19 protein-coding genes are annotated in these 25,289 nt (G+C 73.4%); 8 read left to right on the top strand and 11 right to left on the bottom strand.

Annotated elements, in window-relative coordinates; translation table 11 throughout:
* Window positions 1-14: 14 nt before the first annotated feature.
* Window positions 15-137: a hypothetical protein gene (locus WME96_RS44675; RefSeq protein WP_437287638.1), complete on the bottom strand. Its 123-nt coding sequence runs from the start codon at window positions 135-137 to the stop codon at window positions 15-17.
* Window positions 138-375: 238 nt separating this feature from the next.
* Here WME96_RS44675 and WME96_RS44670 point away from each other — a divergent pair, with 238 nt between their 5' ends.
* Both WME96_RS44670 and WME96_RS44665 read left to right on the top strand, forming a co-directional pair.
* The gene (locus WME96_RS44670; RefSeq protein ID WP_437287637.1) at window positions 376-1,104 is read left to right on the top strand and encodes a metallophosphoesterase family protein; all 729 of its coding nucleotides are present in this window, start codon (window positions 376-378) and stop codon (window positions 1,102-1,104) included.
* 395 nt (window positions 1,105-1,499) lie between these two features.
* The gene (locus tag WME96_RS44665) at window positions 1,500-1,955 is read left to right on the top strand and encodes a hypothetical protein (protein WP_437287636.1); all 456 of its coding nucleotides are present in this window, start codon (window positions 1,500-1,502) and stop codon (window positions 1,953-1,955) included.
* Between the two features lie 385 nt (window positions 1,956-2,340).
* Here WME96_RS44665 and WME96_RS44660 read toward each other — a convergent pair whose 3' ends face one another.
* Genes WME96_RS44660 through WME96_RS44650 form a run of 3 tightly spaced genes read right to left on the bottom strand, consistent with a single transcriptional unit; the run spans window position 2,341 to window position 6,693 of the window.
* Entirely contained in the window at window positions 2,341-3,354 is a 1,014-nt protein-coding gene (locus tag WME96_RS44660; protein WP_437287635.1) for a hypothetical protein, read from the bottom strand.
* On the bottom strand, window positions 3,351-4,994 hold the full coding sequence (locus WME96_RS44655) for a M16 family metallopeptidase (protein WP_437287634.1): 1,644 nt from the start codon (window positions 4,992-4,994) through the stop codon (window positions 3,351-3,353). The genes WME96_RS44660 and WME96_RS44655 overlap by 4 nt, the downstream gene beginning before the upstream one ends.
* A gap of 52 nt (window positions 4,995-5,046) precedes the next feature.
* The gene (locus WME96_RS44650; protein ID WP_437287633.1) at window positions 5,047-6,693 is read right to left on the bottom strand and encodes a M16 family metallopeptidase; all 1,647 of its coding nucleotides are present in this window, start codon (window positions 6,691-6,693) and stop codon (window positions 5,047-5,049) included.
* Window positions 6,694-6,895: 202 nt separating this feature from the next.
* Here WME96_RS44650 and WME96_RS44645 point away from each other — a divergent pair, with 202 nt between their 5' ends.
* From WME96_RS44645 to WME96_RS44635, 3 genes are all read left to right on the top strand, one after another.
* Window positions 6,896-7,096 carry a DUF350 domain-containing protein gene (locus WME96_RS44645; protein ID WP_081426967.1) on the top strand — a complete coding sequence of 67 codons (201 nt, stop codon included), beginning with the start codon at window positions 6,896-6,898 and terminating at the stop codon, window positions 7,094-7,096.
* 15 nt (window positions 7,097-7,111) lie between these two features.
* Window positions 7,112-8,413, top strand: a complete 1,302-nt coding sequence (locus WME96_RS44640) for a hypothetical protein (RefSeq protein WP_437287632.1) — start codon at window positions 7,112-7,114, stop codon at window positions 8,411-8,413.
* A 229-nt stretch (window positions 8,414-8,642) separates the two neighbouring features.
* The gene (locus WME96_RS44635; RefSeq protein ID WP_437287631.1) at window positions 8,643-9,053 is read left to right on the top strand and encodes a response regulator; all 411 of its coding nucleotides are present in this window, start codon (window positions 8,643-8,645) and stop codon (window positions 9,051-9,053) included.
* Between the two features lie 169 nt (window positions 9,054-9,222).
* On the opposite strand, the gene WME96_RS44630 is transcribed toward WME96_RS44635, so the two are convergent.
* The gene (locus tag WME96_RS44630) at window positions 9,223-9,465 is read right to left on the bottom strand and encodes a hypothetical protein (RefSeq protein WP_437287630.1); all 243 of its coding nucleotides are present in this window, start codon (window positions 9,463-9,465) and stop codon (window positions 9,223-9,225) included.
* Between the two features lie 322 nt (window positions 9,466-9,787).
* Between WME96_RS44630 and WME96_RS44625 the strand changes: the two genes are divergently transcribed.
* A complete protein-coding gene (locus WME96_RS44625; RefSeq protein WP_437287629.1) occupies window positions 9,788-10,237 on the top strand; it encodes a hypothetical protein in 450 nt (149 codons plus the stop codon).
* Between the two features lie 184 nt (window positions 10,238-10,421).
* Here the strand turns inward: WME96_RS44625 and WME96_RS44620 are convergent, their stop codons facing one another.
* The 4 genes from WME96_RS44620 to WME96_RS44605 all read right to left on the bottom strand — a co-directional run bounded on the left by WME96_RS44620 (window position 10,422) and on the right by WME96_RS44605 (window position 16,572).
* A complete protein-coding gene (locus WME96_RS44620; RefSeq protein WP_437287628.1) occupies window positions 10,422-10,769 on the bottom strand; it encodes a hypothetical protein in 348 nt (115 codons plus the stop codon).
* Window positions 10,770-10,992: 223 nt separating this feature from the next.
* Entirely contained in the window at window positions 10,993-12,330 is a 1,338-nt protein-coding gene (locus WME96_RS44615; RefSeq protein WP_437287627.1) for an RICIN domain-containing protein, read from the bottom strand.
* A gap of 541 nt (window positions 12,331-12,871) precedes the next feature.
* Window positions 12,872-13,681: a hypothetical protein gene (locus WME96_RS44610; RefSeq protein ID WP_437287626.1), complete on the bottom strand. Its 810-nt coding sequence runs from the start codon at window positions 13,679-13,681 to the stop codon at window positions 12,872-12,874.
* Between the two features lie 44 nt (window positions 13,682-13,725).
* The gene (locus WME96_RS44605; RefSeq protein WP_437287625.1) at window positions 13,726-16,572 is read right to left on the bottom strand and encodes a beta-propeller domain-containing protein; all 2,847 of its coding nucleotides are present in this window, start codon (window positions 16,570-16,572) and stop codon (window positions 13,726-13,728) included.
* Window positions 16,573-17,244: 672 nt separating this feature from the next.
* Here WME96_RS44605 and WME96_RS44600 point away from each other — a divergent pair.
* Entirely contained in the window at window positions 17,245-18,519 is a 1,275-nt protein-coding gene (locus WME96_RS44600) for a PAS domain-containing protein (RefSeq protein ID WP_437287624.1), read from the top strand.
* Between the two features lie 542 nt (window positions 18,520-19,061).
* Window positions 19,062-21,854 (top strand): AAA family ATPase, encoded by a 2,793-nt coding sequence (locus WME96_RS44595; protein WP_437287623.1) that lies wholly within the window; start codon window positions 19,062-19,064, stop codon window positions 21,852-21,854.
* Window positions 21,855-21,863: 9 nt separating this feature from the next.
* On the opposite strand, the gene WME96_RS44590 is transcribed toward WME96_RS44595, so the two are convergent.
* Together WME96_RS44590 and WME96_RS44585 are read right to left on the bottom strand one after the other, a co-directional pair.
* The gene (locus tag WME96_RS44590; RefSeq protein ID WP_437287622.1) at window positions 21,864-22,247 is read right to left on the bottom strand and encodes a nuclear transport factor 2 family protein; all 384 of its coding nucleotides are present in this window, start codon (window positions 22,245-22,247) and stop codon (window positions 21,864-21,866) included.
* Between the two features lie 53 nt (window positions 22,248-22,300).
* Entirely contained in the window at window positions 22,301-25,216 is a 2,916-nt protein-coding gene (locus WME96_RS44585; RefSeq protein WP_437287621.1) for a DUF4388 domain-containing protein, read from the bottom strand.
* Between the last annotated feature and the right edge of the window lie 73 nt (window positions 25,217-25,289).

Below are 25,289 nucleotides of genomic sequence, written 5' to 3'. Positions count from 1 at the left end.
CGCCGCGAGCGCCGTCACCAGGGCGGCGCCGGGCGCGCGGGCACGGTGACGCGCAGCACGCCGCCCGCGCGCCACAGGACCGTGCCGCACGACACGGGATTCAGGGCGACGACGTCCAGCGGCCAGCGCGAGCGCATGCGCTGGTCCTACTGGCTCAAGCCCCCGAGAGGGCAGGGAGACTTCGCGGGCGCGGCGCCCTCAGCACCCCCGCGATCGCCCGTACCCACGTGGCCCCACAGGCATCGTTCGGGCGGGCGTGAAGGGCTGGAGGCGCCGCCGGACATGGTCTATCGTCGTGAGTCCGCCGCTCGGCCGCCGCGAGGCGCCCGAGGCCGCTCCACCGTCCCGATCGCCGCCCACCAGGAGGGCTCTCCCATGCGGATCGCGTTGATCTCGGACATCCACGGCAACGAAGTGGCGCTCAGGGCCGTGATGGCCAGCATCCAGGCGGCCGGCGTCGATCAGGTGATATGCCTCGGGGACGTCGCGACGCTGGGCCCGCGGCCGGGGGCGATCCTGGACATGCTGCGGGAGCTCGGGTGTCCGTGCATCCTCGGGAACCACGATGAGTTCATGCTGGATCCCGGGCTGATCCGCACCTACACCGAGGCGACGATCGTCGTCGACGCCGTCGACTGGTGCCGCGACCAGCTCTCCGAGGACGACCTCGGCTTCCTGCGCACGTTCCAGGCGCGCCTGGAGATCCCGCTCGACGCGTGCTCGACGCTCCTCCTGTTCCACGGCTCGCCCCGGTCTCACATGGAAGACCTGCTCTCGGACACGCCGCCCGAGGAGCTCGACCGCCGCCTCGCGGGGCACGCGGCGACGGTGATGGCCGGCGGGCATACGCACGTTCAGATGCTCCGCCAGCACCGCGGCACGCTCCTCGTGAACCCGGGGAGCGTCGGGCTCCCCTTCAAGGAGTACGCGAACGGCGGGCCGCCGACGCTGATGCACCACGCCGAGTACGCCATCGTGGAGGCGCGCGGCGGCGCGATCAACGTCAGCCTCCACCGGGTGCCGGTCGACAGGGACGCCCTCCGCGCGGCGGTGAAGGCATGCGACAACCCGATGCGCGGCGCGCTGCTGCAGCAGTACGCCTGAGAGAGCGCGGCCGGACAGAGCGTCGGTGACTGCCAGGACGGCATTCCAGACGCGGTCGGGGGCTATCGCCACATCAAGCGGCTCGGCGACACCCTGTCTGGCCCGTTCCGCTGGCTGAAACGCCGGGAGATGGCGACCGACGCCGGTGCCGCCCGGGACTCAGGAGCCGCCCATCGGCCGGGAATCCTGTGATCTGGCTCTCCCGACCGCCTGCCCTCAGGACCACGGCGCGCTTCGCTCCGCCCACGCCGGAGCCCGCGCGCCGCCCGCGCCGGAGCGCACGCGCCGCTCCGGCGCGCCGGCCGCGGCGACGCCGGCGTGCGACGAGGCGCGGCGATCTGGTAGCCTCGTGGTTGCGAGCCGACCGGAGCGCGCCGAGGAGCGATGGAGTCCCGATGACCAGATACGAACAGATCAAGCTGTCCTACGAGGCGTCCAAGGCGGCGATCGGCCAGGTCGCCGAGGAGCTCTTGCACTGGATATACGAGCTCCGCGACCACATGGCCTGGCCGAGGGACAAATGGACGCTCAACCGGATCGCCGGGGACGCCCACGCCAACGGGCTGCTGCAACGCTTCGTCGTCGAGAATCAGCCCGGCGTCGGTGATGTCCTGAAATGCCAGGTGTCGCTCACCGTCGAGGACGAGCAGCCGTTCACCGTCGACTTCTTCGCGGTCGGCAGGACCGACAGGGGCCTCCTCGTCGTCCTCGTCGGCGAGGAGCAGATCACCATCGCCAAGGGCTCGCCCGACGTCTTCTTCGAGAAGGCCGTGGAGCACATCCGGCAGCAGGCGCGCCGCGTCGGCAAGGCGCGCCGCGTGGCCGCCCCCGCCCCGCATCGCCCTGCATGACCGCCAGCGCGGCCGACCAGCAGGCGCTCAGGCGAGCGCCGGCACGGCTGCCGCTCGCCCACCGCAACGGCTGCCGCCCGACCCACCGCAACGGCTGGCGATCGACCAGCCGCCGCCGCCGGCGCTCGACCCGGAGAGATCGCGGCCAGCTTGCACGAACGAAACCCGCCCGGACCTCCAATGAAAGCCCCACGCCGCGCGCCGCATGCGCAAGTCCACGGATCTTCATCAGGGAGACCCTGGCCCATCTCCTGCTAATACCGACGGCAGAGCGCCTGAGGGACGGTTCCCCCCCCACCGTCGGACGGGCGCTCTTTTTTCTTTTTGTGCGCCTCGCAGCCCGGGCGCCTCGCGCCGGCCCGGCGCGAGGCGCCCCGCGCGCCGGTCACGGCGAGACGCAGGGCACGCTCGGCACGGCGTCCGCCGAGAGCAGCGACGGGAGCCACCGCCGCAGCACCACCGGGACCATGGCGTCGTGCGGCATGGGCTCCGTCGGGTGAAGGTGCTCGAGCTCGCGAAGGACGCCGGGCGCCGCGGGGTGCGCGTCGATCCCGCGCTGGAACGCGCGGCGGAAATCGGCGAAAGGCCGGCGGGCCCACGTCAGCGTCTGCCACGACACGACGACGTGCGTGGTCGGCGGAGATTGCGCCAGGGGGAGCGCGATGTCGGCATCCATGCACGTGTCGATCACGAGCGCCGCGTGCGCCGGGGTGGACGCGCGCAGGGCGGTCGCGATGCCGCCCGCGGCGTTGCAGCCTCCGCCGGAGTGGCCGGCGACGATCACGCGCGCGCGGTCGAGGGTCGCGACGCCGCGCAGCCGCGCGGCGGTGGCGTCGAGGAACGCGTCCAGGTCGAAGGCAGGCCAGCTCGTCCGCGCGACGGCGACCGCCGCCGGCAGCACGGCGCTCGGCGCCGCGACAAGGATCGGCGGGATCTGCCCCGCCTCCATGAGCTGCGCCGCGATCCGGCGGACGTCGCCCTCCTGGCCGCCGCCCATCCAGCGGTGCTTGATCTGCGCCGCGTTGGTCCCGTGCAGGAACACGAGGATCGGCAGCGGCCGCGTGGGATCCCCGGCCGCCAGGCGGTGCACGAACGCGCGCCCCAGCCAGCGCTGCTCGGACGGCACCGCGGCCGCGTCGGCGCCGCCGCCCGGCGCCGCGCCCTGCGGCTCGGCGCCGCTCGCCGGCGCAGGCGCAGGCGGGCGCTCGTAGTCGTACGTCGCGCCGTCGAGGGGCCCCGCGGGCGCCCTCGACGCCGGCGCGGCGGGCACCGGCGCGGGCCTCGGCTGCGCGCCCACCGGGCCGGCAAGGCCAACCGCCGCGAGCCCCGCCGCCATCGCGAGGACGCCCGCCGACGCCCGGAGGGCGCGCGCGCGCCCGCGGGGGCCTGCGGCGATCACGGCCGCTCCTGCGCCGGCCCTGGACCGCCGGCGTCCGGCGCCGAGCCCGGCGCGCCGCCCGCGTCGCGCTGGATCGTGCGCTTCCGCTCGAAGTTCCGGGCCGGGTCGACCACCTTGATCTCCCCGAAGCGGCTCAGCATCGGGCCGATCACCTCGGCGTCGCCCGAGACGACGACCACGGCGCGCGCCGGCCGCACGTGATCCGCCGCGACCTTGCCGGCGAGGGCCGGCGTCATGTCGCGCAGCTCCTTGCGGAGGCCGTCGTGGTGGTCGTCCGGCAGATCGAGCGCCTGCATGCCGGCGATCTCGTCCGCGAGCCCCGCGGCCGTGCCGATGCCGAGGCCGACGCCGGCCGACAGCCGGCGCGCCGCGGCCTCGGTCTCCTCCCCCGACGGCGTCGTGGTCGCGAGCTGCTCCGCCTGGTCGAGCATCGCCTGCGCGGCGAGGCCCGTGCGCGCCGCCGGCACGACGGCGTGCACGACGAGCGGTACGGGCCCGTGCGCGACGTCGATCGTCGCCGCGGACGCCGCGCGCGCCGCCCCGCGCGGCTCGAGGAGCTCCTGGGGCAGGCGCCCCGAGGGGCCGCCGAGCACCTGGCCCGCGACCGCGAGCGCGGGCCACTCGGGCGCGCCGCGCTCGGGGCCGAGCACGCCGAGGAAGACCTCGCTCTCCGCGCTCTTCGGGCGATCGATGATCGTGATCTTGAGCGACCCGCGCGGCGTCGGCTCCGTGAACGAGAGCGACGGCGGCTCGCCGGCGCGGCGATCGGGGAACGCCTTCTCCACCGCGGCGCGCGCGGCCTCGGGCGTCGTGTCGCCCGCGACGACGACGACGGTGTTCTTCGGGACGTACCACGCCGCGTGGAACGCGCGGCAGTCGGCGGCGGTGATCTTCGGCAGCTCCGCCGCGGTCGCGCCGAACGAGCCGTACGGGTGCAGCTCGGTCGGGAGCACGTAGAGGTCGCGGAACAGGATCATCAGCGCGCCCCAGCGGGCGTCGTTCTCGGCGCGATCGCGCGCCGCCTCGACGGCGCGCGCCTTCACCTTGGCGAGCTCCGCGGCGTCGAGGCGCGGCCGCTGCACGACGAGCCCGAGCAGCTCGACCGCCTCGGCGAGGCGCTCCCGGGTCGCGCGCAGCCCGATCACGGTCGCGTCGAGGCCGGTCTCCACCCAGAGCGAGGCGCCGAGCGACTCGGCGCGCGCGAGCACCTCGCGGCCGGGGAGGCCGCCGGCGCCGCCCTGCAGCAGGAGCTGGCCCGTGAGCGCGGCGAGCCCGGTTCGCTCGCCGTCGGCCGCCGAGCCGCCGCGGACGACGACCCGGACCTCCACCAGCGGCAGCGCGCGGTTCACGGCGGTGGCGACGCTCAGGCCGCTCGGGAGCTCGGCCCACGCGATCGCGGGCATGCGCGCGGGCCGCGCGGGCCCGGACGTCGGGGGCTGCTCCCGGCGCGCGGCCTCGGGCGTCGGCGCCTCCGGCGCGCCCTTCGCCGGCGCGCTGCCGGCCGGCGCGGGCGATCGCGCCGGCGGCGCGGCGGGAGCGCAGCCGCACACGGCCGCGGCGAGCGCCGCCGCGGTCCAGGAGAGCCAGGGGCGCGCGGTCCGTCGCGCGCCGCGTTCGCGTCGCTTGCTTCGCTCGCTCATCGGATCGTCTCTCGTCGTCGCTTTCCGCGCCTCTTCGGCGTCGCTCTCGACGTCATTTCTTCCTGGGCTTCGCCGGCTTCGTCGGCTTCTTCTTCGGCGCCGACCGGGCCGGCGCGCCCTTCGCCGGCGCCGCCTTCGCCGGGCCCTTGGCCGGCGCGGCCTTCTCCTGGCCCTTGCCGGGCGCCGCCTGCGCCTCGGCGCGGGCGCCGCCGCTGGCCCGGGCGGGCGCCCGCGGCGGGGCCGCGCCCGGGGTCGCGGGCGGGTAGGTCTCGACGATCGTCCGGCGCGTCGGGCCGAGGTGATCGCGCGCGACGCGCTGCACGTCCTCCCGGGTCACCGCGAAGCAGCGGGCGAGCTCCCCGTTCAGGTGCGCGGCGTCCCCGAAGAGCAGCTCGTGCTCGCCGAGCGCGCGCGCCCGCGCGGCCGGGTCCGCGAGGCCCGCGACGAACGCCGACTCGAGGAGCCGGCGCGCCCTCGTCAGCTCGGCCTGCGTCGGCCCCGCCGTCGCGAGCGCCCGGATCTCGCCCTCGATCAGCTTCTCGACGTCGCCGACGCGGGCGCCCTCGGCGAGCCGCACGTCGATCGAGAACAGATCCGGCCCGCGGAGATCGCCGGTGGCGACCCGCACCGACCGCGCGACCGCCTTGTCGCGGACGAGGAGCGCCTCGAGGCGCGAGCTCTCGCCGCGGCCGAGCAGCGCGGCCACGATCGCGAGCGCGTCGTGATCCCGGTGCGATCGCGGCGGGACGGCCCACCCGTACAGGATGGCCGGGGCGCGGGCGGCGCTGTCCCGCACGACGCCGGTGCGCTGGCTGGTCTGCTCGGGGAACGGCACGTCCTTGAAGGGCGCGGCGTCGACGGCGGGGATGCCGTCGAAGTACTTGCGCACGAGCTCCATCGCCTCGCCGGGGTCGAAGCCGCCGGCGATCGAGAGCACCGCCCGGTTCGGGCCGTAGTGGGCCGCGTGGAAGTCGCGGGCCCACGAGATCTCCGCGCCGGCGAGGTCGTCGGCGTCGCCGAGCGCCGGGTGCTCGTGGGGCCAGTATCCCTGGAACACGAGCGCCTGGAGCCGGACCGGGCCCTGCCCGTACGCGGCGCCGAGGAGCGCGCCGCGGCGCTCCTGCGCCTCCTTGCGCTGCGCCTCGAACGCCCGCTCGCCCAGATCGAGCGCCTTCATGCGATCGGCCTCGAGCCACAGCGCGAGCGCGAGCTCGTTCGCGGGCAGCGCCTCCGCGTAGGTCGTGCGGTCGACGCCCGCCTCGGCCGCGAGCTCGCCGCCGCGCTCGGCGACGAGGCGCTGGTGCTCGCCCGCGGGCACGTTGCGGCTGCCCCGCGCCATCATGCCCATCACGAGGCGCGCGACGCCGCTCCTGCCGCTCGGCTCGTCGCGCGAGCCCGCGTCGTACGTCACGGCCACCGCGACGGTGGGCGAGCCCTTGTCGGGGCTCATCACCACGCGCAGCCCGTTCTGGAGCGTGGCCCGCTCGACGGGCAGCGCGAGCTCGATCGGGGCTTCTGGCGGGGGCGCCGCGGCGCGCCTCGGCGCGGCGGTGGCGCGCTGCGGGCGCGCGGTGACCCGCGCCGGCGCGCGGTCGCGGGCCGGCGGCGCCGCGGCGGCCGGGCACGGCGCGCCTGCGCTCAGCAGGCCGAGCGCCGCGAGCCCGGACGCGACGGCGCGGCGGAGCAAGGTTCGGCTCACGGTCGTCGACACGGCAAGGCGATAGCACGTCGCCGGCCGGGCGCGCCCGCGGTGAGACGCGGCGCCACGATGCGTCACGCGGCTTCACGCTGCCGGCCGACTCGCGTAGGCTCACGCCCCGCAGCCACGAGAGGCCGCGAGCGCGCGCGGAGCGTGGACCCGAGCGCAGAGAGAACCGCCGATGCCCGACGTTCAAAACCTGATGAGAGCCGTTGTCGGAACGCTCGTCTTCGTCATCCTGGGGCTCATCGTCTTCCTGCTGGCGTTCGTGATCATCACGAAGCTCACCCCCTTCTCCATCCGCAAGGAGATCGAGGAGGACCAGAACACCGCGCTCGCCATCGTGATCGGCTCGGTGATTCTGGGCCTCGCCTGGATCATCTCCGCGGCCATCCACGGCTGACGCGCGGGTCTCGGCGTGGCCACGGCCGGGCCCGATCTCCTCGGCGCGCTGCCGGCCGGGCAGAGCGGCGCGGCCCGCGGCGCCTTCCTCTGGGGCCGCGGCGTCGACCTCGCTGTCTTCGGCGGCTCCGCGGCCGTCGCGCTCGCCCTCGCGGCGCTCTCGGCGGGCGGCGCGCTCCCGGCGTGGGGCTTCCTGCTGTTCGTTGTCGGCGTCGACGTCGCCCACGTGCACACGACGCTCTTCCGCACGTACCTCGATCGCGAGGAGCTCCGCCGCCACCCCGCGCTCTACGCCGCCGTGCCGCTCGCCTGCTACGTCGTCGGCGTCGCGCTGCACCTCGCCTCCGAGCTGACCTTCTGGCGCGCGCTCGCCTACGCCGCCGTGATCCACTTCGTCCGCCAGCAGGTCGGGTGGGCCGCGATCTACCGCGCGCTCGCCGGCGAGCGCTCGCGCGTCGATCGCCTGCTCGACGACGCGCTGATCTACGCCGCGACGGGCTGGCCGCTCCTCTACTGGCACGCGCACCCGCCGCGCGCGTTCGCGTGGTTCGTGGACGGCGACTTCGTGAGCGCCCCCTGGCTGGCGGCCGCGGTGGGCCCGCTCGGCGCCGTGTACGCCGCGCTCGCCGTCGCCTACGTCGCCCGCGCGGTCCACCGCGCGCGCGTCGGCCGCGCGCCGGCCAACCTCGGCAAGCACGTGGTCGTCACGACGACCGCGGCCACGTGGTACGTCGGCATCGTCGCGACCGACAGCGACTTCCAGTTCACGGTCACCAACGTGATCGTCCACGGGGTGCCGTACATGGCGCTGGTGTTCGCCTACGCGCGGGAGCGCGCCGTCGAGGCGCCCCGGTCGCTGCTGGCGCGGCTGCTCTCCGGCGGGCTCCTCGCCTTCCTCGGGATCGCGCTCGCGCTCGCGTTCTTCGAGGAGCTGCTCTGGGACCGGCTCGTCTGGCACGACCGGCCGGAGCTCTTCGGCGGCGCCGTGGACGAGCCGCTCCTCGGCCCCCGCGCGCGGGCGCTGCTCGTGCCGCTGCTCGCGCTCCCGCAGGCGACGCATTACATGCTCGACGCGGTGGTGTGGCGCCGTCGCCATACGGGCCCCGCCCAGGCGCGCGCGCTCGGGTTCCGGTCCGGCGGCGGGGGCGACGCGCGCGGCGAGGGCGCGGGCGGCGCGGGCAGCAGCGGGCGCGCCGCGGGCGGCGGGCGCGCCGCGGGCGGCGGGCGCGCCGCGGGCGGCAGCGGAGGCGCCGCCGACGGCGGGGGCGGCGGGGGCGCGACGCGCGTGCCGCCGCGCTCGGCGAACCGAGACGCTTGACCCGCGGCGCAACTCCCGTAACCCTCGGCGCTTCGCATGGCTTCGCTCGCGGCGCCCGTGCTTCCGCCACGCCCCTCGCCTCTCTGCTCGGCGCGGAGCGGCGCCGCCCCGCGAAGCCCGGCCCATGGATCCGGAGAAGTTCCGGAGATGCTCGGCGCATGCAATGCGTGCAAGGCGTCCGCCTGCTATCGCTTCTGCATGCTTGCGCTGTCTGGAAGAGGTGACCGAGATGAGTGAACCACGGCCAACCGACGGGCCCAACGCGCCACGTCTGACGCCGATCCCCCCGAATCCGCGCGCCCCCGTCCTCCTCGTCGACGACGACGCCGAGCTTCGCGAGATGCTCCGCGAGATGCTCGAGTCAGCGGGCTACGATGTCTACTGCGCCAGCAACGGCCGGGAGGCCCTCGATCTGCTGCACAAGGCGGACCCGCCGCCTGGGCTCATCCTGCTCGATCTGATGATGCCGATCATGACCGGCGAGGAGATGCTCGCCGCGCTGAAGCAGGTGCACGCGCTCGCCGCGATCCCGGTGACGATCGTCTCCGGGCACGACGTCCCGCCCGAGGGCGCTGCCTACCTGAAGAAGCCCGTCGATTTCGGGGCGCTGCTCGGCGTTGTCCAGAAGACCTGCGGCTAGCTTCGACCTCCCTGATCGAACGTTCGATCAGGGTTGCTCTCCCACGACATCCACCCATCCACATCGACCTCGGCAGGCGCCAACGGCGCCGCGGTCCGCTTCGACCGGTGGAGGGGGTTCGTGGCGGCGCGCGGCGGGTCGAGCTCGTCCGTCGCCGGGCCGGGACGGCTCAGACCGCCAGCGAAGCTCCATCGCGCGCCGCGGGCTCAGCGCTGGCCGCGTCGCCGCGCAGCGCGGGCGGCGACGGCGCGCCGGGGGCCATCGTCGCGAACGCCAGGAGCCCCACGACGGTCAGCAGGAGCGCGAGCGCGAACGCCGCGGCGAGGAACAGGATGCCGAGCGACGCGCGGTCCGCTCCGCCTCCGCCTGCGCCTTGCTCCGGGTCTTCGTCGCGCCGCTCCGGCTCTTCCACGCCCTAACCCTCCGCTCGGTGTTTGTGCTTACCGCCTCGCGGTAGAGCGCGCAATGGAGGCGGCGAGGACCTCCGGGGCCTTCGACGAGCGGCTGCGTTCATCGAGCGCGGCAGCGTCCTGAGCGGACTCGCCTATCCGGACATTGTCTGTCCGGTGGGGCCATCGCCGTCCGCCTCTGACGGCGATAGGTTCGCCTCCTCGGAGGGCGCGCGAATGGCAGAGAGCCGCACCAGCGACGATGTGGAGAAGAGCGGACAGGCGAGCTCCGATCGTCTGTGGATCCTCGTCAACGCGAATCCACCCGAGTCGACTCCAGGATACATGAGCGGCCGACATCCGCGGGAAACCGTGGTGGTGCGTGACGGCAACAACCTCCTCGTCAGCGTCGATGTGGGCAGAGGCTCGGGGCTGTCCGTGCCTTTCAGTAAGGTAGAGCTCGGCTGCTCGGAGGCGACGCTCATCGTGCGGCTCGCCGCCCCCTCGGCGCCGTGCGCCGGCTGCGTCGACGACAGCCTCGCCAGGGCGGCTCGGGAGCTCGGCGGCCTCGACGCGGAGAGCGTCTTCCGCGCGGTCCGCGCCGCGATCGACGCCTGCGCGGCGCGCGCGCACGGCGAGCGGCCGTGCGGCGTCGCCGACGCGGGCGGACCTCACGAGAGCGCGGGCCCGCGGTCGTGCGGCGCGCTCCGCCTGGCGCCCGCCAACGCGCCCCACGTGCCCGCGGGGAGCGCGCTCCCGGCGGACACGGAGATCGACGTCATCCTGATCATCTGAGTCGGGATCTGAGTCGGCCTTGTCGCTCGTCCCCTGTCGCCCCCGAGGAATCCTCTTATTCTGCAGCCCTTTTCAGGGGAGAAATTCAACAGGGAGGCGGGGAGTATTTGAAGATTCTCCTCCCCGCCTCCCCGTAAATTTTCTCCGAAGAATTCGAGGGAATTCCTCAGCTCTCAGCGCGACGTCACTGGATCTCGCCCGCGTGGAGGCACGTCCCGGGGCAGTCCGCGCCCCCGTTGTCCGGGTCGCAGGTGTCTCGCAGATCGTCCACACAGACATAGCCCCTCTCGCAGGCGAGCCCGGCGAAGCCCCCGCAGGGGTCGCCCACGCAGAGGCCGCCGCAGTCGGCGTCCCTCCGGGGGTCGCAGTCGTCGTCCGGGTCATCGACGCACTGGTTGGTGCCTGGACAGCCGCGGCCCGTGATGCCGCCGCAGGTGAACTGAAGCGCGGCCTGCGACTCGTCGAGCGCCTCTCCCCCGGTCGGCGCCTCGGCGCCGCAGCCGACGCCGAGCACGGCGCCACCGGCGATCATCACGGCCAGTTTAAGCGATTCCTTGAGCATGCGAGTACCCTCCAGGCGCGCTCGCCTCGTCCACGCCTCTCGCGGGGGCGGCGAGCCACGGCGAGGATCCAAGCGAAAGGTGGGCCAGCCGCGGAGCGGCCTGCTCGCCGAGGGGCGGTCGTCGCGCGCGGCGCAACTCGCGCAGGTCCTGCACGAACCGGGCAAGATCCTGCCTTGGTGCGCGGAGGACCCGTCAGGGATTGAAGTACGGATCGTTCGCCATGCGCACGAAGGCGGCCAGCGACTCGCTCGACGAGCGGATGCGCCAGTCCGTCTCCTTCTGGATGTCGAACCAGATGACGCCCTTGATCAGGGGGTAGTCGGAGCGCAGCGTCGGGATCATCTGGTCGATCCACTGCGCCTTGTTGCCGCCGGACTCGGCGGAGGCCATCTCGCCGATCATGATCGGCTTGCCCTTCGCCGCGAGCTTCGGATAGATGTTCTTGAACACGTCGCGGAAGCTCTGCCAGCCGCCGCCGCCGGCGGAGCCCCAGTTGTACCCGTCGACGCACGTCCAGTCCACGTAGTCGTCTCCCGGGTAGTAGCCCATCGCCTGGTTCCACGCCTGGCGCGGCTCATCCGTCACGTTCGGGCACCAGACCCACACGATGTTGTCCGCGGACCGGAGCGCGTCATGCACGTGCCGGTAGGCCGCGATGTACTTGTCGGGGCTCCTTCCGTTCTGCGCACCGCCCCACGGCGACCATTCGCCGTTCATCTCGGCGCCGAAGTCCACGAAGAGCTTCTTGCCGAGCGCCTTCGCGTCGCGCGCCCGCTGCGCCAGCATCGCGTCGTGGGAGCCGTCGATGATCTCGTCGAGGGGGGTGTCGAAGACCTCCCAGTTCACGAACGGGATGCGACCGGCGTCGAGGTCGGCCTTCGTCACGCTGCCCACCCAGTTGTGGGTGAAATCGTAGTACGTCAGGTGCAGCTTCAGCGTCCGCCCGAGCCTGGCGCTCGTCTGGGAGATGCTCCCGTCGCCGTAATACTGCCCGAGCCACGCGCCCGACGCCGGAACGAGGATGTCGTCACCGCCCGGCGTCGGGGTCGGGCCGGTGGTACCGCCGTCCACCTTGTCGAAGGTCCATCGCTGGTTGGCGCCGCCGCGCCACGGCCACTGGATGACCGCCGCCCCGTCCGCCGTGCTACCCCGGTAGATGTCCAGCGCCATGTCGGTGTGCACCGCCTGGATGCTGATGTCGTTGCCGCCGCGGTTCACGAAGGTGAACTGCTGGTGCTCCCCCTCGACGTCGTCCCACTGGCGGAGCGCCGCGCCTGCATCGAGGCTGCCCTCGGTGACGTCGAGGACTTTCCCGCTGCCGACGTTCGCGATCTTGAAGGCGCCGCCTCCGGCGCTGGAGACCTGGAACTTCTGCGATTCCGCTCCGTTGCACGACCGCACCTGCACCCGGGCGCCGCTCTCCTTGCTGCCGCCGCTGATGTCGAGGCACTTGCCGCTCCGGACCGACTTGATCACATACGTGCCATCCGAGACGCTCGACACGATGACCGGGTCCCTGTCGCTCTGCACATCGACAGGGAGCCCCTCATCACCGTCGCCCGCGCAGGCTCCCAGCAGAAGAAAAATAGGACCGCATCCAAGTCGTCGAGCCATTGACATGATCTTCTCCAACCCGGACCCGTTGTAATTATTCAATCACAAGACGAAGATCGTCACACCGGACGATCACGAAAGCTCCCTGGTTGTAGCCAGCCACGCGATGGCTGACAATCACAAATCGCTATTCGCTTATCATTCGCAATCGGCTTCAACAATTTACAATCCAGACACCAGAGACTTCGTCGCCATCGCGCGAAGCTTCGCGTCACTCAGCTCGAAATTTACAGAAGTGAGGCTCGCTCTTGCAGGAGCCCGCAGGCGGGAGCGGCGCAGGCGCGCGAGGAGGATCGGAGGACGCGCTGGCCGGCGAGGAGTCTCTCCGGCCGTTCGCCGTCGGTGAAGCGGTCAGAGGGCGTGACAGGACTACATTTCACGACCCGGCGCCGGGGAGAGCGGCGCCGGCGAGCGGCAGGGCTGTGCCGGAGAGGCAACCGCAGGGAGGAGGCCTGGTCTAGTCTGCCGTGTACTCCACCGGCACACGCACATCGCCGGTCTCCGGGAGCTCGAAGCGCACGCTGATCCGCCGCCCACCGGTGGAGCAAGCGAGGCCGACGCTGTCGTAGGTGAAGGAGCCGAGGCAACTGTAGCGATTCTCTACCACCTCGGTTTCGCATTCCTCCGCGCTCGGGCCCACGATGAACACGGCCTCGTACGTCCCGGGGGCGACCGGCTGCGCGACGCCCATCGGCACCACGATGCTGGGCACCTCGGATTCGGGAATCGTGCAGGCCACGGTGCGCTTGTAGATGACCTCTTCACGAGCGTCCCACACGACGGGGAGGGTCGCGCCGGGCGCCACCCGCTCGTAGGTCCCTGTCTCCAGGTCGTCGACATAGGTGGAGCAAGCCGCCTGCGTGTAATCGACATCGCGGTTGACGAGCGTCGTCTCATCGCCTTCCACCCTCCAGATCTCGAATCCACTGCACAGGCTCCCTGACACCTGGACGCCCGCCGGGCTTGCGGAGGCGTTGTGGAACTCGAAGGTGACGGTCTGCCGTGACGGGACCGGATCGGGCAGCGGCCCCTCGCTGGCACCTCCGGTCCCCGCCCCGCCTCCCGTGTTCTCCAGGCCCCCGGTGCCCGCCTCGCCTCCCGTGCTCTCCAGGCCTCCGCTGCCCGCCTCGCCTCCCGTGCTCGCACCGCCGGCCGCTCCGCCGCCGGTGCCTCCGCCCGAGCTCTCGCTGGCCGCGCCGTGCGCCCCGATGTCATTGACGACCTCGGTGCATCCGACAGCGCACAGCACGCCACTTGCCACCAGCAAACGTGAGACGATAGGCATTCTCACGAGGACCTCCAGAGCATCGATCAGTCCCCGAGGTCGACGACCTCGAGCCCGTACTGCCCGAGCGAGCACAGCGCGCGGTCGCCGGAGACCGTCACCGGGTCCTGGTAGGCGTACGAGGAGAGCTCGCCCTTCCGTTCGAACGTCAGGTCGTCGAGGTCGGTCGCGTCGAGGACCGAGATCGCCGGGGGCTGAGCGCTGGCGACGACGAGACGCGTCCCGTCCGCGAGCAGCGGCACGACGTGACCGATCTCCTCGCTCTCGTACGCCGCGACGTCGATGCGCCCCTCCGCCAGCCCGCTGGCCACGAGAGCCGGGTACTTGAACTCGTAACCGCCGTCCGCGCTCACAGTCCTGCTGCGGTAGGTGAGCATGAACACGCGATCGTCACCGACGAAAGCCTGGCTGATCGCCGTGCCGTCGTCGATCGCGCGCTCGTCGAGGAGGCGCGCCACGCCGTCGCCCACCTCGAGGAGCTTGAACGCGCGGCGCGTCCCCCGGCAGGTGCCCGGCCCGTCGCGGTCCTCCCGGTCCTTCGGGGCGAATTGCTCGTGGTGCGCCACGGCGCCGTAGCATGCCTCGCGGTCCGTCACCTCGAATTCGAGCGCCTCGTAGTCCACCGTGAGCAGCCGGCGCGAGGCGCTGTCAAAGGCGAGCAGCGACCCGGGCACGCTGACCGGCGGCCGCACGACCGGCGAGGACGGGTCTTCCACGTCGATGCGATCGAGGTAGAAGCGCGCCCTGGCGGGGTCGTCGGGCAGCGGCGCCCAGTGCGAGGTGAGCACGGTGGTGCCGTCGAGCAGGAGACCCGCGTAGCCCTCGCCCTCGGGCAGCGCCACCGAGCGGTGCGCCGGGCTCGCCGGGTCGGAGAGATCGAGGATATCGAGCCACCCACGATGCGACGGCAGCGCCTCGAAGCCCTCGCGGTGCTCTTGCGTGGTGCGGATCACGAGGGTGCTCCCCACCTGGACCACCGTGTCGCCCGCGGCGACGAGGGGACCATGGTATCGATACGGGTAGAGCGCGCCGCCGCCGAACGGCAGCTCGCGCCGGCTCGCGACGCGGGGCGCGGACGGCACGCTGAGGTCGATGACGGCGAGGCCCGTCTTCCACCGATCGTACGTGGGCCAGAGCAGGTAGGCAGCCTGCCCGTACGCGAACAGGCGCGCTTCCGAGAGGTCAGCTTCGTGGCAGTCTCCCGCCGACCCGGAGGACAGCTCGGCGAGATCGAGCTCGCCGACCGGCTCGGCGCGGCCCGGGTCCGCGGCGGACGCGACCTCGAGCGTCGCGCTGCGGCTCCGCCGGTCCGCGCTCAGGCGGACCACGAGGCCGCCGGTGGCGACCGCGTTGCTGACGGTCGTCGCGAGGGTGAGACCGGCGGTCTCGACGGGCGCATCGCGATCATCGATGTCGAACGTCCCGACCTTCTCCTCGGAGACGGCAAAGAGCCTGTCGCCGTGGAGGAAGGCGCGGCGCGCGTGGCCGCGCGCGGGCGCGACCCCGCGCTTGGTGAGCGCGTCGCGCGAGAAGTCGACGAGCTGGATCCCGCTCTCGCGCGCGCCGCACCCGCCCAGGTCGCCGCCCGTGGCGCGCTCCCGGCCGCTGTAGGGCACGAGGATCGTGCCGAGGTCGTCCAGGAGGGTGAAGGCCTTCTGGATGTGGTCCTGGTCCTCGGCGAAGCTGCCCCGGTCGCCGCCGAAGTGGACGCGCCCGAGCATCGCGGGCGCCGTGAGATCGGAGACGTCGAATAGCGAGACATGGAGCGCGCCCTCGACGGCGGCGTCGTCGAACCCGAGGGCGAACAGGCGATCGCCGCGTGGCTCCATGTGATAGACCCAGCCGGGCATCTCGAGCTCGCCCATCTGGGCGGGTTTCGCCGGGTCGCTGAGGTCGATGGTGAACAGCGGGTCGGTCTGCTCGGCCGTGATTGCATAGGCGCGGTCGCCGTCGAAGCGGACCGAGCGCAGCGTCTCGGGCCGCGGCAGGGTGAGCTCGGTGTAGCCGAGCGGCGTGATCTCGTCCGAGGACGCGATGGAGAACGTCTGGACGGCCGGCATCGCCCCGGACCGCCAGATGGCAGGCTGGCTGATGACGCGGAGGACGCCGTTGTGCTCGTCCATCTGCCAGCGGCTCTGGATCTGCCCGGCGGCCTCGACGCTCGCGCCCTTGACGAGGTGGCCTCCAGGGTCGGAGATATCGACGATCTCGAGGGTGGAGTGTCCCTCTCCGGTGCCGTCCCACGCGACGCCCGCGACGACCATGCGGTCCTGGGTGGCGCTGACGCTGCGACGAAAGCCGTGGGTCTTGAAGCCATCGTCGGAGAAGCTGAGCCGATCGACGACGCTGATGTGGGCGGGGTCGCCGACGGAGAGCGACGTGATGGTGGTGTTTGGCGCGCTCGCGCACCTCCAGCACGCTCCGTTCTCGAAGCTGACGGCGTAGAGCACGTCGCCCACGATGCGCGTGTCGGAGATGGCGCCCGGCAGGTCGAACGAGCCGATCGGCCGGATGTCGGCCGGGTCGGAGACGTCCAGCGCCTCGATGCGGCTGCTCGGCGCGGCGCTGGACGAGTCGGCGGCCTCGTCGAAGGGGTGCTCTGCCCATGACGAGAACATCGCGTAGGCGACCCCGTCGCGCAGGTACATCTCGAAGGGACTCCCGCTCGCCCGGTATCGCCCGAGGAGGGTCAGCCTGTCGCGCCGCGAGATGTCGACGACGCTGAGCCCCGAGTACTGCGAGAGCGCGTAGAGCTTGCCGTCCTCCACCTGGATGATGTCCGCCTCGGCGATCGCGCGCGCGGCGTCGCCGTCGCTCTCCACATCTCCGCTGTCGGAGCCGCCGCCCGCTCCGGTGCTGCCCCCGCCGCTCACCCCATGCGCCGAGCGGTCCGCGTTGTCCCCCGGATTGGCAGAGATGAAGTCGCTCTCCCCGGGAGCGGTCGATGAGGACGCCCCCGTCGAATCGACCTGGCAGCCGGTGAGTCCGGCCCATGCCGCAGCCGCCGCAAGGACTGCCCGGCTGGCGTGGGTTCTGTACAGAATGGTCATGGTCACCTCGTGCAAGGCAAGGCACAGCGCATCACGCCTGCTCCGGCGCGTGTCGGGCCTCTGGAGTCCCGTGCCTGGCACAGATAGCAAGCAGCAGACCAGGTTCAATTTTGCAGATATGGTGCGGGAACCCGAGGGTGCGTCCTCGGACTGTGCCAGAGTGTGCAGGCGGCGCGGTGCCGTCGGCTGGCACTCCATCTGCCCTGCGGCGCGCCGGACGGCAGCCGCGTGAGGGGATCTTCTCGCGACAGAACCGCGGCTTGCCCGAACTTCCCGACGCGCTCAGCTGTCATGACCAGCGCTGTCACGAGCATGGGCACTCCCCACCATGGGGTGAGGAGGTGAGCGATGGCGGTACCTCATTGGATTGTAAAAACTATTACATTTTCCGCGAACACACGGCGATTTCCGGAGAGCGGGTCGAAAGGTTAGGATGCTCGACGGGTCGCCCGGCTCGGAGAGCGCTGGGCCGCCCGTGTGAAATAGAAGGATCGAATGACCCTAGATCTCGATGGGCCCAGCCCGCACGTCGGCGTCGATTCCCTGCCGCTCCTCTGCGCGCTGCCGGTCGCCGCCGCGATCTTCGATGCGAAGGGAGCGCTCCGGTGCGCCAATCCCCGCCTGGAGCAGATCATCGCGGAGGGCGCGCTCCCCGCCTGGCCGGTGTCCCTCGCGCGCACGCCGGCCGTCCTGCCCGCTTCGTGCGAGGGGCTCGCCGGCGAGGCGCAGGAGGTGCTCGCGGGCATCCGCGCAATCCTCGAAGGCGAGCGCGAGCAGGTCGAAATCGTGCTCCAGGGCGGCGCGCCCGGCGCGCCCCCCGGCGAGATCTCGGTCACGCCGCTTCGTGTCGATGGCGCGCGCGGCGCGCTCGTCTGCGTCCGCAACCCGACCGCGCCGCACAACAAGCCAGCGGCCGTGCCCATCGAGAGCTTCCTCGACACCATCCTCGACCACGTGCCGGTCTCGGTCTTCATCAAGGAGGCGACGGAGTTCCGCGTCGTCCGGATGAACCGCCGCTACGAGCAGTTCCTCGGCGTGCCCCGGAGCGACGCTCTCGGCAAGAACGTCTTCGACCTCTTCCCGCATCGACTGGAGGAGGCGGAGCGGTTCGATCGGATGGATCGGGACGTGATCGAGAAGGGCGAGGTCGTGGACGTGCCCGAGACCCGTACCGTCGGGCCGGGCGGGGAGCGGTGGCTTCACATGGTGAAGGTGCCCCTCACCGACGCGCAAGGCGTCATTCGGTATCTCGTGGTCATGGTCGAAGACATCACGGAGAAGAAGCGCGCCGAGGAGGCGATGCAGAAAGAGCTCGCGTGGTTCGCGACGCAGCGGGAGCTCCTCGACGTGATCCAGGAGCTGTCCACGCCGGTCATCCCGGTCCACGAGGGCATCCTCGTGGTGCCCCTCGTGGGGACCATCGATTCCGCTCGTGGCGCCCGGCTCCTGGAGATGCTCCTGCAGGGTATCGAGCGCCACCGGGCCGAGACGGTGCTCATCGACATCACGGGCGTGCCGGTCCTCGACGCCGAGGTGGCAGACCGCCTCCTCCAGGCCACGCGGGCCGCCTCACTCCTGGGCGCCACGTGCGTCCTCGTCGGGGCCTCACCCGACGTCGCCCGCACGCTGGTCGCGCACGGGATCGATCTGGGCAACCTCCTGACGCAGCGCGATCTCCAGGCCGGCATTCGTCACGCCCTCGCGCGTCAGGGCAAGGCGATCGTCGCGCGGCGGGGCGAGCGGCTCGCGCGGCGGGGCGAGCGGCGCTGATCTCACACCGCGGCTCGCCCGCGCAAGACCGATGCTGTCCCTCCGGGACGTGCCCTGGGCTGACAGAACATCCTGCGATGCGAGCCGACCCGATCGGGAATGCTACGCGGCGTCAACGATTCATCGATGCATTGAACGCACGTCTCGCGGACGGGGGCTGGCAGGACACGGGGAGAGTGCGAGAAGGAGAGAGGGCGCAAGGGAAGAGAGGCTGAGGCATCCCCTCGAATTCTTCGGAAAGTTCACAGGGAGGCGGGGAGGCGGGGAGAAAAATCTTCAATATCCTCCCCGCCTCCCCGTTCAATTTCTCCGCTGAAAAGGGCTGCAAACAAGGAGGCTCCTCGGGAATAGAGAACAGATCTCTTCTCTGTCCCCTTGCGGCCCTCTTCTCATCTGCTGACTTTTCTGGACTTTCGAGTCGCCGTGGCGAGCGCCAGGACCGCGCGGCAGCGCCGGCGTCGAGGGCGCGCGGAACCTCCGGTCCGAAATTTGGCCCGCCTGCACCGGGCATGCGAACCGGGGGGCCGGAGACCTCTGCAAGGATGACCAGCCCTCGCTCCCACGCCGAGCTCGTCACGCTGCGTAAGCTCGCGCAGGACCTCGCCGCCCAGCGCAAGGAGCGCCTGTCCAGCGTGCACCTCCTCGCGGCCATCGCCCTGCGCGGAGGCCCCGCCGCGGAGCTGCTGCGCGACCGGCGGCTCGACGACGAGGCCCTGCTCAAGGCCACCCGCTCGGTCGACGACGAGGGCCCCGACCCGATCGGCCGCGCCATGGGGGGCGCGCGCGACGTCGCGAAGCGCGCGACCGCCAAGGAGCCCGCCGCGCTCCACCTGCTGCTCGCGCTGCTGTCGGACCGCAGCTCGGCCGCGCACCGGGCGCTCACGCAGTCGGGCGTCGACCTCGCGCGCCTTCGGACCTCGGCGCTGCAGCTCGCGCTCGGCGTCGTGCAGGCGCGGCGCTCCCTGGCGCCGCGCGCGGGCCTGGACGACGGGGCGCCCGAGAAGCCGGCGCCGGCCAAGGCGCCCCCGGCGCGCCGCGCCCGCGGCGAGGCCGCCGAGCCGGCGCGCGCGCCCGCAGAGCTGCGGCCCGGCAAGGGCGCCGGCCTCGGCGCGCCGGAGCTGCGGCCCGGCAAGGGCGCCGGCCTCGGCATGACGGAGCTGCGGCCCGGCAAGGGCGCCGGCCTCGGCATGACGGAGCTGCGGCCCGGCAAGGGCGCCGGCCTCGGCACGCCGGAGCTGCGGCCCGGCAAGAGCGCCGGCCCGGGCGTCACCGTGCCGCTGTTCCCGCCGCCCCGCCCGCGCCCCGTCGCGGCCCCGGCCGGCGCCGACACGCCCCTCCCCGCCGAGCCGGCCGCAGCCCTCGCGGGCGCGCCCCGGCGCGCCCCGGCGGCCGACGACGCGGCCGCGCCGCCCCCCGCCTCGGGGCGGCCGCTCGCGGCGCCCTCGGCCGCGGCGAGCGCCCTCGCGGCGCGCTTCCTCCTCGACCGCGCGCGCTTCCCGGCCCTCACCTCGCTCGGCCACAACCTCTCGCTCGCGGCGGCGCAGGGCGAGCTCGAGCCGATCGTCGGCCGCGAGCGCGAGATCGAGCAGGCGCTCGACGTGCTGGCCAAGCGCCACGCCAACAACCCGTGCCTGCTCGGCCCGGCGGGCGTGGGGAAGACCTCGGTCGCGCGCGGCATCGCGCACCGGCTGGCCTTCGAGGAGCGGGAGCCCCGCATCGTCGTCGAGCTCGTGCCGTCCGAGCTCCTCGCCGGCACGGGCGCCCGCGGCGCGCTCAGCGAGCGCCTGGCCGCGCTGCGGTCGGAGCTCCGCGAGGCGGGCGGGCGCGTGCTCCTGTTCATCGACGGGCTGTCGGAGCTCTTCGGCAGCGGCGCGCTCGACGAGGCGATGGCCGAGCTCAAGCTCGCGCTCGCCCGCGGCGAGATCACGCTGATCGGCACCGCCACGCCCGAGGAGTACCGGAAGAGCATCGAGGTCGACCCCGCGCTCGCGCGGCGCTTCACCATCGTCGAGATCGACGAGCCCGAGGAGGACGAGGCGTTCCTCCTGCTCCGGAGCGTCGCGGTCGGGCTCGGCGCGCACCACGGCCTCGCGTTCACCGACGAGGCGCTGGCCTCGGCCGTCGCCTGGTCGGTGCGCTACCTGCCCGGGCGCGCGCTGCCCGACAAGGCGCTCTCGATCCTCGACCTCGCGGGGGCGCGCACGCGGCGCCGCGCGCAACAGGCGCAACAGAGCGCGCCGGGCGCGCGCGCCGCCGCCCGCGAGCCCGCGCGGCAGGTGGGGCCCCCCGAGGTCGCCGAGGTGGTCGCGGAGCTGGCCGACCTGCCGGTCGAGCGGCTGCTCGAGACCGACCGCGAGCGGATGCTCGCGCTGGAGACGCTGCTCGCCGACAAGGTCGTCGGCCACGGCGAGGCGCTCGCGCGCATCGCGCGGGTGCTCCGCAGGAACGCGGCAGGCCTGCGCGCGCGGCGCCCGATCGGGTCGTTCTTGCTGCTGGGGCCGACCGGCGTCGGCAAGACGGAGACCGCGAAGGCGATCGCCGAGGCGCTGTTCCACTCGCCCGACGCCATGACGCGGCTCGATTTCTCCGAGTACGCCGAGTCGCACGCGGTGGCGCGGCTGGTCGGCGCGCCGCCCGGCTACGTGGGCCACGAGGCCGGGGGCCAGCTCACCGAGGCGGTGCGGCGGCGGCCGTACCAGGTGGTGCTGCTCGACGAGATCGAGAAGGCGCACCGCGACGTGCTCGAGGCGTTCCTGCAGGTCTTCGACGAGGGCCGCCTGACGGACGGCCGCGGCCGCCGGGTGGACTTCACGAACACCGTGATCGTGATGACCTCGAACCTCGGCGCGGCCGAGGCGGGCGCGCTCCGGTCCGAGCGCTCCGTCGGCTTCGCGCGCGCGTCCCAGGCCGTCTCGACGGAGCGGCTCGCCGACACGATGCTCTCCGCGGCGCGCGCCACGCTCCCGCCGGAGCTCTACAACCGCATCGACGAGGTCCTCTGCTTCGCGCCGCTCACGCGGGCGGACGTCGCCGAGATCACGCGCCGGCTGCTGGGCGGGCTCGAGCGCGAGCTCGAGGCGCGCGGCGTGGTGCTCGAGGTCGAGCCGGAGGCGATCGACGCGCTACTCGACGCGGGCGGGTTCGATCCCGAGCTCGGCGCGCGGCCGATGAAGCGCACGATAGGCCGCCTCATCGAGGCGCCGCTCGCGGATCTCATCCTCCGCGGCCAGCTCGAGGAGGGGTCCGCGGCGCTCGTGGGCGTCGAGCAGGGAGAGGTCGTCGTCGACGCCATCGCGCGGGCAGGCGAGCGGCGTTATGCCGCGTGCTCCCGTTGACGAGAGGCGTTATGCCGCATGCTCGAGGTGAAGCCCGAGGGCCCTCGGGTCGAAGTACGCCTTGAACCGCGTGATCAACCCGCCGGGGTGCTCGATGACGCTCACGCCCTCGTAGGAGAACACCGCCCCGTGGGCGAGCGTCCCGTGGCTCTTCCACTCGAGCAGCGAGGCCTTGTCGGACTCGATGACGCACCGGAAATCGGACTGCACCTCGCCGAAGGTGTGGCGGTAGCTGCGCCAGAAGTTGCGGGCGCCGTCCTGGCCGTGGAGCGGCCTCGTGATCGCTGGATTGCTGAGCTCGGCGTCCGGCGCGAACAGCCGCGCCATGGGTTCGACGTCGCCGCTCTCCTCGATTCTGCGCAGGGCCTCGATGAATTCGCTCGCCTTGGACATGATGCCTCCTGCCGTGGAGGCGCTTGCAAGGGGCGGACCCTCGGCGCGCCCGGCTACGGCGGCCCCGCCTCGATCGCCCGCCGGTACCGCTCGCGCCGGTGCGGCTCGCGCAGGATCTCGTAGGCCTCGTCGAGCACCTCGATGACGAGCCGCACGTCGTCGAGCAGGTCCACCGTCGCGGCGGTGAGCAGGGTCGACGGCTCGAACGCCTTCCGGAGCGCGAGGTACGCGCGGCGGATCTCGTAGTTCGTCGCGTCGCGCGGGATGCCGAGGATCGAGAAGTAGTCCCCGTCCTCCACCAGCGCAAGGCGCGCTCGGACCCGCTGCCGGATCGCCTCCTCGTCGAGCGGATCGTCGACCGGCGGCGGCGGTGCCTCGGTGACCGACGGCGGGATCAGGACGTCGAGCACCTCGAGGCAGACGAGCGCGTAGATCACGCTGGCGTTCTCGGGCTCCGCCGAGCTCACGAGCTCGCCGACCGCGCGGCCGCGCGCGGTGCGCACGAGCTCCTCTTCCTCGCGTCGGAGCGCGCACTCGCCGAGCAGGTTGCGGCGCACGCCGTCGTCGAGGCGCGCGCCCGGGCCGCCGAGGCGGCGCAGCGCGACCTCGGGGGCGATCACGCGGCGGATCGTCTCCACGAAGACCTCGGCGCCGGTCGCCCCGCCGAAGACGTTCGGCTCCGCCTTGAGGCGGCCCGGCGGCTCGGCCTCCAGATCGCACGTCCCGGCCTCGACGAGCACGACGTGGCCGATCACCCACTCGGCGTGCGCGCGCAGGACCGGCCAGAGGTCGTCCTGGCCGAGGTGGCCGTGCGCGATGAGCGCCGCGCCGGCGTGCCGGCCCGACGCGGGGAGCTTGCCCGCGAGCCGCACGGCGACGTCGCGCTCGATGTCGCCGCGCCCGACAAGGAAGGCGAGCAGCGTCTCCTCCGGGAGGCTCGACCCGGCCGTGACGATGTCGCCGTCGTGCAGGACGATGCGCCGCGCCCCCTCCTCCGTCGCGATCGCGAGCGCGCCGGACGCGCGGCTGCCCACCGCGCGGGCGAGCGCGCGCGGCGCGTCGCCGGGGCCGAGCACGGTGGTCGAGGAGGCGTCGCTGGACACGGGCGCCTCGTCGTCCGGAGGCGGCGGCGGGGCGCGGCCGAACGCGCCCGTGCTGATCGTCGCGGGCGCCGACGGCACGGGCGGCATCGCCATGGGCGGCATCGCCATGGGCGGCGTAGGCATGGGCGGCATCGCCATGGGCGGCGTCGGGGCCGGCGCCGCGGGCCCGCGCCCGGCCACGCCGGAGATGGCCACGGACGCCGGCGCAGCGACGGGCGCGCGGCCGAACGCGCTCGACGCGGCGGGCGGCGTCTGCGGAAGGAGCCCGCGCCCGAGCGAGCCCGTGCCGACCGTCGCCGGCGCCGGGGGCACCGGGACGCGCGCCGACGCGGCGGAGCGGACCGGGAGGGGCGCAGGCGGCAGCGGCTCGGGCTCGGCCCCATCGCCGGGCGGCAGCAGCGCGGTCCTCACCTCGACCGAAGGAGGCGACACGAACGGGTAGCCCGGCGGGGCCGGCGGAGGCGGTGGCGGTGGAAAGCCGGGCGCTCTGGCGTCGCGCGCGTCTCTGCCGTCACGCGCGTCGCGTGCGTCTCTGCCGTCACGCGCGTCGCGCGCGTCTCTGCCGTCGCGCGCCCGGGTCGGCGGCGGCTCGGTGTAGCGCTGGGGAAACGACGGCTCGACGCGGCCCGACGGCACGCGCACCCAGTCGAGCTCCTCGCGCACCGACCCCAGCCCGCGGTCCCACGACGGCTCGTCGCGCGGCGCGGGCGACGGCGCGGGCGACCGCCCCCACACCGCCTCGACGTGCGGCGGAGGCGACCCGAACCCGTGGGGCCGGCCCGCGTCGCGCGGCGTCGGCGGCGCGACGTCGCGGCCGCCGCCCCGGCGCGCCGGCTCGTCCCTGCCGGGCAGGTGCGCCTCCCGGCCGCTCGAGTACGCCGCGAGCTCGGGCCCGGTGCGCTTCGTCGCGTGCCCCGCGTCGCGCGACGGCTCGGCGTGGTGATCGTCCTCGTGCTCCTCGCCCGGCTCGGCGAGCTCGCCGATCGGGTCGCCGGGCCCGGTGGTCTCGGCGCGGGTCGGCGCCTGCTGCGGCGCGGCCGCGGCGCCGTGCGGGGGGTCGCTGGTCCGCGGCTGCGACGCCGAGCCGGCGGCGAGCTGCGCGTGCCCCGCGCTCGCGCCGGTCCGCGGCCCTTCCTCGTCGAGGTCGAGCGGCTCGTCGAGCGCGGAGAGCAGCTCCGGCGACAGCATCAGGTCGACGTCCTCCTCGGCCGCCGGGATGCTCGACGGGCGCGCCTTCGCCGTGACCCGCTGCTCGGCGGCGACGAGGATCTCCTCGAGCTCCGGGCTGATCCGCGCGGGCATCAGCCGCGGCCCGATCGTCTCGCCGTCCTCCGGCGGCGGCAGCACCGAGCCGACGTCGAGCGGGTCGAGGTCCCTCGCGAAGTCCGGGTTCGACGGGACCTCGTTGTCGATCGGGCCCGGGTAGCCCGCCTGCAGGTGCGCCGCGGCCGCGGCGTGATCCAGGCGGAACCGCCCCGGCTCCGCGACCGCGCTCACGTGCGCCGCGAGCTCGGCGATGTCCACGGGGCGCTCGAAGACCTGCCCGAAGAGCTGCGGATCGAGCTCCGCCGAGCGGATCGGATCGCCCACGAGCAGCACGGACGCCGCGACGCCGCCCGGGCGCTGGTAAAGGCGCTCGAGCGCCTCGATCGAGCCGGGCTGATCGATGTCGACGATGACGACGCGCGGCGCGTCGCTCGCGAGCCGCGCCTCGATGTCCGCGATCGGCGCCGCGATCACCTCGAAGCCCCGGCCCCGCAGCGCCGCGCCGATCGCCGCCCCTTCCGCCGATGCGTCGGCCAGGAGAACGGCGTCGGCGCGCAGGCGTGCCTGCACGGCTTCGTGGTCGTCGCGGAGCTCGGACACGGCAGTCATCTCGTGGCGGCGGCCCCTCGATGCACCCAGGACCCCCGTATCGCCTGGACTCTCAACGGTCGCA

Origin of the sequence: Sorangium sp. So ce406 (assembly GCF_051474675.1) — a bacterium.
Taxonomy (GTDB): domain Bacteria; phylum Myxococcota_A; class Polyangia; order Polyangiales; family Polyangiaceae; genus Sorangium; species Sorangium cellulosum_G.
This window is presented reverse-complemented; position numbering and strand designations above follow the sequence as displayed.